Raw genomic sequence first — 13946 nt, 5'->3', positions numbered from 1 at the left:
TATTTCTGGGAATGTTCATGGACACCAAACTGCTCGACATCCTCGCTTGCCCCGTGTGCAAAGGCCCACTCAAGCTCAGCGCCGACAAGACCGAACTGATCAGCAAGGGCGCCGGCCTGGCCTATCCGATCCGCGACGGCATCCCGGTGATGCTGGAAAGCGAAGCGCGCACCCTGACCACCGACGAGCGTCTGGATAAATGACCACAGCCTTCACCGTTGTCATCCCGTCGCGGTTCGCCTCGACCCGTCTGCCGGGCAAGCCGTTGCTGGATATTGCCGGCAAACCGATGATCCAGCATGTCTGGGAACAGGCGAGCAAAAGCAGCGCGACCCGCGTCGTTGTTGCAACTGACGATGCACGCATCGTCGAGGCATGCAAAAGCTTTGGCGCCGAAGTGGTGCTGACCCGTGAAGATCACAACTCCGGCACTGATCGTCTGGCCGAGGTCGCGGCTAAACTGGGCCTTGCGCCTGATGCGATCGTGGTCAACGTCCAGGGCGATGAGCCGCTGATTCCGCCAAGCGTGATCGACCAGGTCGCCGCCAACCTTGCTGCCCACACCGAAGCGCGCATGGCCACGCTGGCTGAGCCGATCGAAGACGTGGAAACCCTGTTCAACCCCAACGTGGTCAAGGTCGCCAGCGACATCAACGGCCTCGCGCTGACTTTCAGCCGCGCGACCTTGCCGTGGGCTCGCGATGCATTTGCCAAGAGCCGCGAGCAGCTGCCGCAAGGCGTGCCCTATCGCCGCCACATCGGCATTTATGCCTATCGCGCCGGGTTCCTCCACGACTTCGTGAGCTGGGGGCCGTGCTGGCTGGAAAACACCGAATCCCTCGAGCAACTGCGTGCCTTGTGGCATGGCGTGCGTATCCATGTTGCCGACGCGCTGATCGCGCCGCCGACCGGTGTCGACACCGTTGAAGACCTTGAGCGGGTTCGTCGCCTGCTGGGGGCCTGATGCGCGTTCTGTTTGTGTGCCTGGGCAACATCTGCCGTTCGCCCACCGCTGAAGGCGTGTTGCGCCACAAGTTGCGTGAAGCCGGGCTGGCCGATGCGGTCGAAGTGGCCTCCGCCGGCACCGGTGACTGGCACGTCGGCAACCCGCCGGACAAGCGCAGCCAGGCGGCGGCGAAACTGCGCGGTTATGACCTGTCGACGCAACGCGCGCAGCAGGTCAGCCGGGCCGATTTCGCCATCTACGACCTGATTCTCGCCATGGATAACAGCAATCTGCGCAATCTCAAGGCCCTGCAGCCGTCCACCGGCAGAGCCGAGCTGGATCTGTTTTTGCGTCGTTATTCCGGGCTGGTCGATGAAGTGCCGGATCCGTATTACGACGGTGATCAGGGTTTCGAGCAGGTGCTCGATCTGATCGAAGCGGCCTGCGACCAGTTGCTGATCGAAGTGAAGGGCCGTTTATGAGTTTGCAGGTGCAACCGCAAGTATCGTTGCAGGCCTTCAATACGTTTGGCGTCGATGTGCGCGCGCAGCTGTTTGCCGAAGCCCGCAGTGATGACGATGTCCGCGAAGCGCTGGCCTATGCCGCTTCCCATGACGTGCCGTTGCTGGTGATCGGCGGCGGCAGCAACTTGCTGCTCACGGCGGATATTCCGGCGTTGGTATTGCGCATGGCCACGCGCGGCATCCGCGTGCTCAGCGACGATGGCAGTCGCGTGGTGGTCGAGGCGGAAGCGGGCGAACCGTGGCATCCGTTCGTGCAGCACACGCTGGCCGAGGGTTTTGCCGGGCTGGAAAACCTCAGCCTGATTCCCGGCACCGTCGGCGCCGCGCCGATGCAGAACATCGGCGCCTATGGTGTCGAGATCAAGGACGTGTTTGCCGGCCTGACTGCGCTGGACCGCGAGAGCGGCGAGCTGCGGGATTTCAGCCTGGAGCAGTGCAATTTCGGCTACCGCGACAGTGTGTTCAAGCAGCAGCCGGGACGTTGGCTGATCCTGCGGGTACGCTTCAAGCTTGATCGCGCCGCGCACCTGCATCTGGAATACGGCCCGGTCCGTCAGCGCCTGAGCGAGCAGGGCATCGAGCAGCCGACGCCCAGCGACGTCAGCCGCGCCATCTGCAGCATCCGCAGTGAAAAACTGCCGGACCCGGCGGTGCTCGGCAATGCCGGCAGCTTCTTCAAGAATCCGCTGGTGCCCGCCGCTGTCGTCACGCAGATCAAAGCGCAGCACCCGGATCTGGTGGCTTACCCGCAAGCCGATGGGCAGATGAAACTGGCCGCTGGCTGGCTGATCGAACGCGCCGGCTGGAAGGGTTTTCGCGATGGCGATGCCGGCGTGCACAAGTTGCAGGCGCTGGTGCTGGTCAACTACGGCACGGCCACCGGCCTGCAACTGCTCGACCTGGCGCAACGTATCCAGAAAGACATCGCCGAACGGTTTCATGTCGAACTGGAAATGGAGCCCAACCGCTATTGAGGCTACGCTTGCCTGACGCCATCAAAAGCCCTGCACTGATGAAAAAGTGCAGGGCTTTTTTGTTAATGCTGGGTTAACTTAGCGAGCTAACGATACCAACCATTTGCTCCACCCAAAGGCCCGGTGCAGACGTTCCCGTCGGCGCAAGAGAGCCTGATTAGCCTGAGTCGATCTGCGCGAACCCACCGCTGATTTTCCGGCGGCAGATTGCTCGACCCCATAACCACTAAAAAATATGCGGGCGTGCCCATGATTACCCTGAAACTCAACGGTCAAGACCACTCCCTCGATGTCACCGAAGACATGCCGCTGTTGTGGGCGATTCGTGACATCGCCGGTTACAACGGCACCAAATTCGGTTGCGGCATGGGCCTGTGCGGCGCCTGCACCATCCATATCGACGGCTTGCCGGCACGCAGTTGCATCACGCCGATCGGCTCGGTGATCGGCCAGAACGTCACCACCATCGACAATCTCCACGCCGACCCGGTAGGCCAGGTCGTGCAGCAAGCCTGGCTCGACAGCGCCGTGGCTCAATGCGGTTATTGCCAGGGCGGGCAGATCATGTCGGCCACCGCTCTGCTGAAAACCAACCCCAACCCGAGCGACGAGCAGATCGAAGAAGCCATGGTCGGCAATATCTGCCGCTGCGGTACTTACAACCGGATCAAAACCGCGATCCGCCAGGCCTCCACCCAACTGAAGGGGGTGAAGGCATGAGCCGCGTCCCGAATGATTTCGCCCTGAGCAACCTCAGCCGCCGTGGTTTTCTCAAAGGCGTCGGCGCCACCAGCGCGCTGGTCCTCGCCGCGAGCTGGGGCTGGCAGGATGCGCTGGCCGATGACGCTGCGAAGAAGTTTGGCGCCGATGGCATGCCGAATGGCTGGATCGACGATCCCAAGGTCTACGTGAGCATTGCTGCCGATGGCAGCGTCACCGTGGTGTGCAACCGTTCGGAAATGGGCCAGGGCGTGCGCACCAGCCTGAGCATGGTGGTTGCCGATGAACTCGAGGCCGATTGGGCGCAGGTCAAAGTGCAGCAGGCGCCGGGTGACGAAGTGCGCTTCGGCAACCAGGACACCGATGGTTCGCGCAGTATGCGTCACTGGTACGAGCCGATGCGGCGTTGCGGCGCCGCCGCGCGGACCATGCTTGAACAGGCGGCCGCTGCGCAGTGGAAAGTGCCGGTTGGCGAATGCCATGCGGAGCTGCACAAAGTCATTCACAAACCGTCCGGCCGCGAACTGGGCTACGGCGAACTCGCCGCTGCCGCCAGTGCGCTGGCAGTACCGGCGCGTGACAGCCTGCGTCTCAAGCAGCCGTCGGAGTTTCGCTACATCGGTAAGGAAGGCACCAAGGCCATCGACGGTGCCGATATCGTCAATGGCCGCGCAGTGTACGGCGCCGACGTGCATTTCGACGGCATGCTCTACGCCACTATCGCTCGCCCGGCAGTGTACGGCGGCAAGGTCAAAAGCCTCGATGACAGCGCCGCGCTGAAAGTCCCCGGCGTGCTAAAAGTCATGCAGATCGAAGGCCGGCCATTGCCGTCGGAGTTCCAGCCATTGGGCGGCGTCGCGGTTGTGGCCAGCAACACCTGGGCGGCGATAAAGGGCCGCGAGGCGCTGAAGATCGAGTGGGATGACGGCCCGAATGCCAGTTATGACTCGATTGCCTATCGCAAAGAGCTTGAAGCCGCGTCGCTGAAGGCCGGCAAAGTGGTGCGCAACACCGGTGATATCGACAAGGCCTTGAGCGGCGCTGCCAGCACTCTCGAAGCGTCGTATTACCTGCCGCATCTGGCGCAGGCACCGATGGAACCGATGGTTGCCATCGCCCGTTACAAGGACGGCGTCTGCGAAGCCTGGGCGCCGAGTCAGGCACCGCAGGTCACCCGTGAGCGCATCGCCGAACGCCTGGGCGTGCCGTTCGAAAAGGTCACCTTCAATGTGACATTGCTGGGCGGTGGTTTCGGGCGCAAGTCGAAACCGGACTTCGTCGTTGAAGCCGCGATCCTCGCCAAGGAGTTTCCGGGCAAGGCTGTACGGGTGCAGTGGACCCGCGAAGACGACATCCACAATTCGTATTTCCACACCGTGTCGGCGGAATATCTCAAGGCCGGCATCGACAAGAACGGCATGCCGTCCGGGTGGCTGCATCGCACCGTAGCGCCGAGCATCACCGCCTTGTTTGCGCCGGACATGAACCACGAAGCGGCGTTCGAGCTGGGCATGGGCTTTACCAACATGGCCTATGCGATTCCCAACGTCCGCCTGGAAAACCCCGAAGCCAAGGTACACACGCGGGTCGGCTGGTATCGCTCGGTGTCGAACATTCCCCACGGCTTCGCGATTCAGAGCTTCGTCGATGAACTGGCGCACAAGGCCGGTGAAGATCCGCTCAAGTACCAGATCAAATTGCTCGGCCCGGACCGGCAGATTGATCCTCGCACCTTGAGCGAAGAGTGGAACTACGGCGAATCGCCCGAGCGTTACCCGATCGACACAGGACGCATGCGCACGGTTCTGGAAACTGCCGCCAAGGCCGCCGGTTGGGGGCGCAAACTGCCCAAGGGTCGTGGTCTCGGTCTGGCGGTGCATTACAGCTTCGTCACCTATGTGGCGGCGGTGATTGAAGTCGAGGTCAAGGACGACGGTTCGCTGATCGTGCACAAGGCCGACATCGCCGTGGACTGCGGGCCGCAGATCAACCCTGAGCGCATCCGTTCGCAGTTCGAAGGTGCATGCGTCATGGGCCTGGGCAACGCTGTGCTCGGTGAGATCAGCTTCAAGGACGGTAAGGTCCAGCAGGACAACTTCCATATGTACGAGGTCGCGCGCATGTCGCTGGCGCCCAAGGAAGTCGCGGTGCATCTGGTGACGCCGCCGGGTGACGTGCCGTTGGGTGGCGTTGGTGAGCCGGGCGTGCCGCCGATTGCCCCGGCGCTGTGCAATGCGATCTTCGCCGCCACCGGCAAGCGCATCCGCAATCTGCCGGTGCGGTATCAGTTGCAGGGCTGGCAGAAGGCGCAAGCGTAATGGACAGCGTCGATCTCAACGTTCTGCGCAGCGTCCTCGAGTGGCGCCGCGCCGGACAGCGGGTGGTGCTGTTCAGCGTGGTGCAGACGTGGGGCACCGCGCCGCGCTCGCCCGGCGCCATGCTCGCCTTGCGCGAGGACGGCGTGGTGATCGGTTCGGTGTCAGGTGGCTGTGTCGAAGATGACCTGATCGCGCGGCTGCACGACGGCCGCATTGCCACCGATGGTCCGCCAGTGCAGATGATTACCTACGGCGTGACCCGCGAGGAGGCCGCGCGTTTCGGCCTGCCTTGCGGCGGCACCCTGCGCCTGACCGAAGAGCGCGTCGGTGACCCCGCGTGGGTGGCCGAGCTGCTGCAGCGTTGCGAAAACCATGAAATCGTCGCCCGAGAACTGAACATCGAAACCGGCGAGGTGCGGCTGGCTCCGGCGAGCAAGTCCGATTCGCTGGTGTTCGACGGCAAGACTCTGCGAGCGATTTATGGTCCGCGCTGGCGCTTGTTGCTGATCGGTGCCGGGCAGTTGTCGCGCTACGTCGCCGACATGGCGCGGCTGCTGGATTTCGAAGTGCTGATCTGCGATCCGCGAACCGAGTTCGTTTACGGCTGGGAAGAGCAGCATGGCCGTTTCGTCCCCGGCATGCCGGATGAGGCTGTGCTGAACATCCAGACCGACGAGCGCACAGCGATTGTCGCCTTGACTCACGATCCACGTCTGGATGACATGGCCTTGCTCACTGCGCTCGACTCGCCGGCGTTCTATGTCGGCGCGCTCGGCTCGCGGGTCAACAGCCAGAAGCGCCGGGAAAACCTCGCTCAGCTAGGCTTGTCGCAAGCATCGATTGATCGCTTGCACGGGCCGATCGGCCTGCACATCGGCAGTCATTCGCCGGCAGAGATCGCCTTGTCGTTGCTGGCGGAAATTGTCGCGATCAAGAACGGTGTGGAGCTGAAACAGAAAAAACCGCTGGAGGGTGCATGAGCCAATCCATCGCAGTGATTGTGCTGGCGGCGGGCGAGGGCAAACGCTTTCGCCAGATCGCCGGCCCCGACAAAGACAAATTGCTCGCTGACTGCACCGGGCGCGACGGCGCGGTTCGCTCGGTCATCGAGCAGGTGCTGATGAATCTGCCAGCCAGTCTCGACAAGCGTGTACTGGTCACCACCGAAGCGCGACCGCAGGCGATGCGCATGGCCCAGGCTTATGGCTGCGACGTGGTGTCGATCGAATCGACCGGCATGGGCGACAGCATTGCCGCAGGTGTTGCCGCTTGCCCGGGCGCTGATGGCTGGTTGATTGTGCTCGGCGATATGCCGTTTATCTTGCCTTCGAGTATCGAGCGAGTAGTTGCGGCGATGGCTGATGACGCGGTGAGTGTGCCGGTGCTGGGTTGCGAATTTGGACATCCCGTGGGGTTTGGTCGTTCGTTTGGCGCGCAATTGCAGGCGCTGACCGGTGACCGTGGTGCACGGCCGTTGTTTGCGCAGGGACGGGTGGTGGAAGTGGCGGTGGATGATCCGGGGGTGTTGTGGGATATCGATGTGCCTGAATCTTTGGGATTTCCTCATTCCTGAGTCATGTTGAAATCCCTTGTGGGAGCGAGCCTGCTGGCGAATGCGCTGGTTCAGTTACATGAATATTGTCTGACCCACCGCCTTCGCGAGCAGGCTCGCTCCCACAAAGGTTCCGGATGATGCTGGATTTCAGGCAATAAAAAGCCCCGCCAGGCTTTCCCAGGCGGGGCTTTTTATTGGCTTCAGGAATTACACGAGTGGTTTAGGCTCGTGCTCTTTTTCCTGGGCTTCTTCGCGCTGTTCAACTGCATCCTGAACGGAGCGTGGTGCTTCAGCGATCACCGATTCTACCGATGCTTCTTCCGCGACCGGGGCAGGGGCTGCCTCGACCACTTCAGCCGCAGCGGCTGGTTCGGCAGCCACAGGGGCCGCAGCGGCAGCCAGTTCGGCCTCCTTCTGCAGACGCTCGGCTTCACGCTTGCGACGACGCACTTCACGCGGGTCGTTTGGCGCACGGCCGTTTGGCGTCAGGGCGCTGACCGGAGCCGGCGCTTCAACCACTGGCGCTGGCGCTTCGACTGCGGCTGGTGCTTCTTCAACCTGAGCTTCGGCAACCGGAGCTTCAACTACTGGTGTCGGCGCCGGCTCTGCTGCTGCAACTACTGGCTCGGAAACCATGGCTTGCGGCACTTCGGCTTCAGCGACTGGCGCTGGGGCTTCGGTGACGGCTGGCTCGGCAACCCAGTTGAACGCAGTCTGCTCTTCGCGAACTTCACGCACGGTTTTGGTCACGTTTTCGCTGACGGTTTCTACCGCTGGCTCAGTGACGGCCGCTGGTGCTTCAACGACAGCTTCCGGCTCGGCAGGCGCTTCAACCTGAGGCTGAGCTTCGCGGACCGGAGCGACTTCGATTTCCGGTGCAGCAGTCACTACCACTGGAGTGGTGGCTTCGACAACCGGCGCTTCGACTGGAGCAGTTTCCAGTGTGGCGGCGGTGGCGCGTTCAGCCTGCTCGTGGGCTTGGGCTTCTGCCGGAGCGCTGATGGTGCTGCTGGCAACGGCGGCGGTGACGGCCAGGCCAGCGGCCAGATCGGCAGTGCTTGGCTCGCCAGCGTTTTCAGCGGACTCGGATTCTTCCGAACCTTCGATCACGTTGCCGTTGGCATCACGTTGACGCTCGCGACGGTTGCTGCGACGACGCTGGCCACGGGAGCGACGACGTGGACGATCGCCTTCGGCGTTGTCCTGACCGTCTTCCGGCAGTTGCTCTTCGTTGTTGCTGTTCACTTCTTCTTCAGCGACGGCAGCAGCGGCCTGCTCGGCACGCGGTTGACGCTCTTCACGCGGTGGACGCGGAGCGCGTTCTTCGCGTGGCTGACGGGCCGGACGCTCTTCAGCGGTCACGGCAGCAACGGCTGCGGCTGCGGCTGGCGCGGCGTCCAGCGGCTCGCGCAGTTCACGCACGCGTTCTTCACGCTCGCCACGCGGCTTGCGATCTTCACGTGGGGCACGCGGTGCACGTTCTTCACGCGGGGCACGGGGTGCGCGCTCTTCGCGGGCTACCGGCGCTTCGCTGCGGGTTTCACGCGGCTCGCGGGCTTCACGTGGCTGGCGCTCTTCGCGCGGCTCGCGTGGTGCGCGCTCTTCACGTGGAGCACGTTCTTCGCGCGGCTTGCGTTCTTCATCGCGGCGACCGTTACGGTTGCGGCTCTGCTGACGACCGTTGCGGCGCTCTTCGTTGCGGGCAGGACGCTCGGTGGCAGCCGGTTTCGCAACCGCGACCGGTGCGGCTGGCTCTTCCTTGGTGGCGAACAGGCTGACCAGCGACTTCACCAGGCCCTTGAACAGGCTAGGCTCAGGTGCGGCAACCGGTGCAGGAGCAGGTGCGGCAGGTGCAACTTCAGTCGGCACCGGTGCATTGGCACGGGCCGGCGCGGTTTTCACTGCAGCTTCCTGGCGAACCAGAGTGCGAGTCGCAGCGGCTGGCTGGACTTCTTCGACTTCGGCAGCGGCGGCAGCGATTTCGTAGCTGGACTGGTTGGTCGCGGCTTCCGGGCTGTCGTCACGCAGACGCTGAACTTCAAAGTGCGGCGTCTCGAGGTGATCGTTCGGCAGAATGACGATACGGGCACGGGTGCGCAGTTCGATCTTGGTGATCGAGTTGCGTTTTTCGTTGAGCAGGAACGCAGCGACCGGGATCGGCACTTGCGCGCGAACTTCGGCGGTGCGGTCTTTCAGGGCTTCTTCTTCGATCAGGCGCAGAATGGCCAGCGACAGCGATTCAACGTCACGGATGATGCCGGTGCCGTTGCAACGCGGGCAGACGATGCCGCTGCTTTCGCCCAGCGATGGACGCAGGCGCTGACGGGACATTTCCAGCAGGCCGAAACGCGAGATGCGGCCGATCTGCACACGGGCGCGGTCAGCTTCCAGGCATTCACGGACTTTTTCTTCCACGGCGCGCTGGTTCTTGGCCGGGGTCATGTCGATGAAGTCGATGACGATCAGACCGCCGATGTCGCGCAGGCGCAACTGACGGGCGATTTCTTCGGCGGCTTCAAGGTTGGTCTGCAGGGCGGTTTCTTCGATGTCGCTGCCTTTGGTGGCGCGCGCCGAGTTGATGTCGATGGACACCAGGGCTTCGGTCGGATCGATGACGATGGAGCCGCCGGAAGGCAGTTCGACGACGCGCTGGAACGCGGTCTCGATCTGGCTTTCGATCTGGAACCGGTTGAACAGCGGCACGCTGTCTTCGTACAGCTTGATCTTGCTGGCGTACTGCGGCATCACCTGGCGGATGAAGGTAAGGGCTTCGTCCTGGGCTTCAACGCTGTCGATCAGCACTTCGCCGATGTCCTGGCGCAGGTAATCGCGGATGGCGCGGATGATCACATTGCTTTCCTGGTAGATCAGGAATGGCGCGGAGCGATCCAGCGAGGCTTCTTTGATGGCCGTCCACAGTTGCAGCAGGTAGTCGAGGTCCCACTGCATTTCTTCGCTGCTGCGGCCCAGGCCGGCAGTGCGCACGATCAGACCCATGTCGGCCGGAGCGACCAGACCGTTCAGCGCTTCACGCAGTTCGTTGCGCTCTTCACCTTCGATGCGACGGGAGATGCCGCCGGCACGCGGGTTGTTCGGCATCAGTACGAGGTAACGACCGGCCAGGCTGATGAAGGTGGTCAGGGCGGCGCCCTTGTTGCCACGTTCTTCTTTCTCGACCTGAACGATGACTTCCTGGCCTTCGCTCAGGACGTCCTTGATGTTGACGCGGCCTTCGGGGGCTTTCTTGAAGTATTCGCGGGAGATTTCTTTGAGGGGCAGGAAGCCGTGGCGCTCGGAGCCGAAATCGACAAAGGCAGCCTCAAGGCTTGGTTCGATGCGAGTGATACGGCCTTTATAGATGTTGGCCTTCTTCTGCTCGCGTGCACCGGATTCGATATCCAGGTCGTAGAGGCGCTGGCCATCTACCAGTGCAACACGCAACTCTTCGGGTTGAGTTGCGTTAATCAGCATTCTTTTCATGTAGTACCGTCGGTTTCCGGGCTGCCGGAAACGGCGTTCGGCACACACGACTTCTCACGGTCGGTGTCAGGTGCGTCGGGAGTGGTTGGCCATTCCCGTGTCCAGCGATGTGCGGCCAATTGGGCCGATACCGCGACGTACGCGTCCTGCTTGCTGTGGCTACTTAAGCACTCAGTCAGGAGGAGGAATCAACCAGCGGCTGTGGACGAGATGAAGCGTCTTGATCAAAGCTTGTTGCTACACAGTCCGGCGGTTGTGCATCTCCACCCTACACGTATCCCTGATAATTCGGGTGCTGCCGCGCGCAGAATCCGCAGCGGGTTGGCATTTACCGTGAGCTCCGAAAGGGGAGGTCACGCATCATGGCTAATTCAGGCGATGTTTCCGAAGCAATCGCTCGGGGTCATTCGCAGTCGACTGCACTTTGTGAACTGGCCTTGAATGTTGCCTGCCGGGCGAGTGAGAACTCTGCTCGGCGGTGTAATTCAGGCCTCATGTCACCTGCGCTCGTTACAACCGCAAACTCCACCGTTACGTAGCGAAAGCCCCGTAGGACGGCCTCGCGCCCTGGTGAATTGCGTTGGTCAGGGCCGGTCTTTGACCGTGGTTCCGCTGTCCAGGCCGCTTTTGGCGGCGTTCGCGACTATAGCAGCAATGATTAAGTGCTTCAATTCCATAAAAATTGTTATCATCCGCGGCATGACAACTACTGCCCCTTCGACTCCAGGCGTTCAACTGCTTGAAGTCTCGCCGGAGTATGCCGGCCAACGAATCGACAACTTTCTCCTCGCCCGGCTCAAAGGCGTGCCCAAGACCTTGATCTACCGCATTTTGCGCAAAGGCGAAGTGCGTGTGAACAAAGGTCGGATCAAGCCCGAATACAAGCTGCAGGCCGGCGATATCGTGCGCGTGCCGCCGGTTCGCGTGCCTGAGCGCGACGAACCGGTGCCGCTGGCCCAGGGGCTGTTGCAGCGCCTGGAAGCCTCGATCGTCTTCGAAGACAAAGCCCTGATCGTGATCAACAAGCCCGCCGGCATTGCGGTTCACGGTGGCAGCGGGCTGAATTTCGGCGTGATCGAAGCCTTTCGTCAGTTGCGTCCCGATGCCAAGGAACTGGAGCTGGTACATCGTCTGGACCGTGACACCTCCGGCCTGCTGATGATCGCCAAGAAGCGCAGCATGTTGCGCCACCTGCACGAGCAGTTGCGCGGCGACGGCGTCGACAAGCGCTACATGGCGCTGGTCCGTGGCAACTGGGCAACCTCGATCAAGCAGGTTCGCGCACCGTTGCTCAAGAGCAATCTGCGCTCCGGCGAGCGCATGGTCGAAGTTAACGATGAAGGCAAAGAAGCCCTGACGCTGTTCAAGGTGCTGCGCCGCTTCGGCGATTTTGCCACCATGGTCGAGGCGAAACCGGTTACCGGTCGTACCCACCAGATTCGCGTGCACACCTTGCATGCTGGCCATTGCATTGCCGGTGACAGTAAGTATGGCGACGAGGATTTCACCAAGGAAATCCGCGATCTGGGTGGTAAGCGCCTGTTCCTGCACGCCTACATGCTGACCGTGCCGCTGCCCGACGGCGGCAAGCTGAATCTGCAAGCGCCCGTCGATGAAATGTGGGCCAAGACCGTGGAGCGATTGAGTGCGCCCATCTGATTACAAGCTGTTGATTTTCGACTGGGACGGCACCCTCGCCGATTCCATTCATCGGATCGTCGAGGCGATGCACTCGGCGTCCGGGCGTTCCGGTTTCGAGCTGCGCGATGACTTCGCCGTCAAAGGCATCATCGGTCTCGGCTTGCCGGAAGCGATTCGCACCCTATATCCCGAAATCAGCGACGCAGAAATGCTCGCGTTTCGCGAGTACTACGCCGATCACTACATCGCTGCCGAAGCCGTGCCTTCGCCGCTGTTCGAGGGCGTGGTCGAGTCGATGGCATCGTTTCGCGAGCAGGGTTATCACCTGGCGGTAGCGACGGGCAAGAATCGTCGCGGACTGGATCGGGTGCTCAAGGCCAATGGCTGGGAAGATTATTTCGATATCACCCGCGCTGCCGATGAAACTGCCAGCAAGCCACACCCTCTGATGCTTGAGCAGATTGTCAGCCACTGCGGCGTACGCCCGGAGCAGGCTTTGATGGTCGGTGATTCGTCGTTCGATCTGCTGATGGCGCGCAACGCGGGGATGGATTCGGTGGCGGTCAGTTATGGCGCGCAATCGATCGAGTCCCTGCAGCAGTTCGAGCCACGCCTGTCGATCGACCGTTTTTCTGAATTGCACGCCTGGCTGGGTCAGCGGGCTTAATACGTTTTTGCTGGGGTAGATGGCATGACCGACGAATGGAAAGCACCGGCCAAGGCAAGTGCCGACGACGGTGACGCGAAAAGCTGGAAGCTGTTGGAAAAGACTTTGCTGGCCGGCGTGCAGGAACAACGCCGTTCGCGGCGCTGGGGGATTTTCTTCAAGCTGCTGACGTTTGTTTATCTTTTCGTTGCGCTGCTGCTGTTCACGCCGCTGATGGACATGGAAAAAAGCGCCACCCGCGGCCCGAACTACACGGCGTTGATCGAGATCGACGGTGTAATCGCCGACAAGGAGCCGGCCAGCGCCGACAATATCGTTGGCAGCCTGCGCGCGGCGTTCGAAGACAAAAAGGTCAAGGGCGTGGTCCTGCGCATCAACAGTCCGGGCGGCAGTCCGGTGCAGTCCGGCTATGTCTATGACGAGATCAAGCGCCTGCGTGCGCTGCACCCGGAGATCAAGCTCTACGCAGTGATTTCCGATCTTGGTGCTTCGGGCGCCTATTACATCGCCAGCGCGGCGGATCAGATCTACGCCGACAAGGCGAGTCTGGTCGGCTCAATCGGCGTGACAGCAGCGGGTTACGGTTTTGTCGGCACCATGGAAAAACTCGGGGTTGAGCGCCGCACCTATACCTCGGGCGAGCACAAGGCATTCCTTGATCCGTTCCAGCCGCAAAAGCCTGAAGAAACCGCCTTCTGGCAAAGCGTGCTCGACACCACGCACAAGCAGTTCATCAACAGCGTCAAGCAGGGTCGTGGTGATCGCCTGAAGGACAAAGAGCATCCGGAGCTGTTTTCCGGGCTGGTCTGGTCGGGTGAGCAGGCGCTGCCGCTGGGTCTGATCGATGGCTTGGGCAGTGCCAGTTCGGTGGCGCGTGATGTGATTGGCGAGAAGGAGCTGGTGGACTTCACCGTGCAGGAATCGCCGTTCGATCGCTTCTCGAAAAAGCTCGGCGCCAGCGTGGCCGAGCAGTTGGCGATGTGGATGGGTTTCCACGGGCCTTCGTTGCGGTAAGACGTTTCAAGGTCGAAAGATCGCAGTCGGCGGCAACTCTTGCACGGATCGGTGTAGATACCGTCTTGAGCCTCACCGGGCAAGCGCAAGTTTCGGGTCATATGGCA

Annotated in this window: 12 protein-coding genes; 11 read left to right on the top strand and 1 reads right to left on the bottom strand. The window is 61.8% G+C overall.

What is annotated here, in order from left to right:
* Positions 1-17: 17 nt before the first annotated feature.
* The 8 genes from D8U82_RS17080 (at position 18) to D8U82_RS17045 (ending at position 7055) form a co-directional block, all read left to right on the top strand.
* Positions 18-203 (top strand): Trm112 family protein, encoded by a 186-nt coding sequence (locus tag D8U82_RS17080; protein WP_003179363.1) that lies wholly within the window; start codon positions 18-20, stop codon positions 201-203.
* Entirely contained in the window at positions 200-964 is a 765-nt protein-coding gene (kdsB, locus tag D8U82_RS17075; protein ID WP_016771003.1) for a 3-deoxy-manno-octulosonate cytidylyltransferase, read from the top strand. The genes D8U82_RS17080 and kdsB overlap by 4 nt, the downstream gene beginning before the upstream one ends.
* Complete coding sequence (locus D8U82_RS17070) at positions 964-1428, top strand: low molecular weight protein-tyrosine-phosphatase (RefSeq protein WP_130902591.1); 465 nt, start codon at positions 964-966, stop codon at positions 1426-1428. Before kdsB ends, D8U82_RS17070 begins: the two co-directional genes overlap by 1 nt.
* A complete protein-coding gene (gene murB, locus D8U82_RS17065; RefSeq protein WP_130902590.1) occupies positions 1425-2444 on the top strand; it encodes a UDP-N-acetylmuramate dehydrogenase in 1020 nt (339 codons plus the stop codon). The genes D8U82_RS17070 and murB overlap by 4 nt, the downstream gene beginning before the upstream one ends.
* Before the next feature lie 249 nt (positions 2445-2693).
* Positions 2694-3164 carry a (2Fe-2S)-binding protein gene (locus D8U82_RS17060; RefSeq protein ID WP_130888446.1) on the top strand — a complete coding sequence of 157 codons (471 nt, stop codon included), beginning with the start codon at positions 2694-2696 and terminating at the stop codon, positions 3162-3164.
* Positions 3161-5482: a xanthine dehydrogenase family protein molybdopterin-binding subunit gene (locus tag D8U82_RS17055; RefSeq protein ID WP_130888447.1), complete on the top strand. Its 2322-nt coding sequence runs from the start codon at positions 3161-3163 to the stop codon at positions 5480-5482. Before D8U82_RS17060 ends, D8U82_RS17055 begins: the two co-directional genes overlap by 4 nt.
* Positions 5482-6462 (top strand): XdhC family protein, encoded by a 981-nt coding sequence (locus tag D8U82_RS17050; protein WP_016770998.1) that lies wholly within the window; start codon positions 5482-5484, stop codon positions 6460-6462. Before D8U82_RS17055 ends, D8U82_RS17050 begins: the two co-directional genes overlap by 1 nt.
* Positions 6459-7055 carry a nucleotidyltransferase family protein gene (locus D8U82_RS17045; protein ID WP_130902589.1) on the top strand — a complete coding sequence of 199 codons (597 nt, stop codon included), beginning with the start codon at positions 6459-6461 and terminating at the stop codon, positions 7053-7055. The genes D8U82_RS17050 and D8U82_RS17045 overlap by 4 nt, the downstream gene beginning before the upstream one ends.
* Before the next feature lie 189 nt (positions 7056-7244).
* Here D8U82_RS17045 and rne read toward each other — a convergent pair whose 3' ends face one another.
* Positions 7245-10517, bottom strand: coding sequence for a ribonuclease E (gene rne, locus D8U82_RS17040; RefSeq protein ID WP_130902588.1), 3273 nt, complete (start codon positions 10515-10517; stop codon positions 7245-7247).
* 699 nt (positions 10518-11216) lie between these two features.
* On the opposite strand from rne, the gene rluC reads away from it, so the two are divergent.
* The 3 genes from rluC to sppA are packed head-to-tail and all read left to right on the top strand — an operon-like array spanning position 11217 to position 13839.
* A complete protein-coding gene (gene rluC, locus D8U82_RS17030) occupies positions 11217-12176 on the top strand; it encodes a 23S rRNA pseudouridine(955/2504/2580) synthase RluC (RefSeq protein WP_016770994.1) in 960 nt (319 codons plus the stop codon).
* Positions 12163-12825, top strand: coding sequence for an HAD-IA family hydrolase (locus D8U82_RS17025; RefSeq protein WP_016770993.1), 663 nt, complete (start codon positions 12163-12165; stop codon positions 12823-12825). The genes rluC and D8U82_RS17025 overlap by 14 nt, the downstream gene beginning before the upstream one ends.
* A gap of 24 nt (positions 12826-12849) precedes the next feature.
* On the top strand, positions 12850-13839 hold the full coding sequence (gene sppA / locus D8U82_RS17020; protein WP_076563808.1) for a signal peptide peptidase SppA: 990 nt from the start codon (positions 12850-12852) through the stop codon (positions 13837-13839).
* The last annotated feature ends 107 nt before the right edge of the window (positions 13840-13946 follow it).

The organism is Pseudomonas sp. Sample_23, assembly GCF_004307595.1.
Lineage (GTDB): Bacteria > Pseudomonadota > Gammaproteobacteria > Pseudomonadales > Pseudomonadaceae > Aquipseudomonas > Aquipseudomonas atacamensis.
This window is presented reverse-complemented; position numbering and strand designations above follow the sequence as displayed.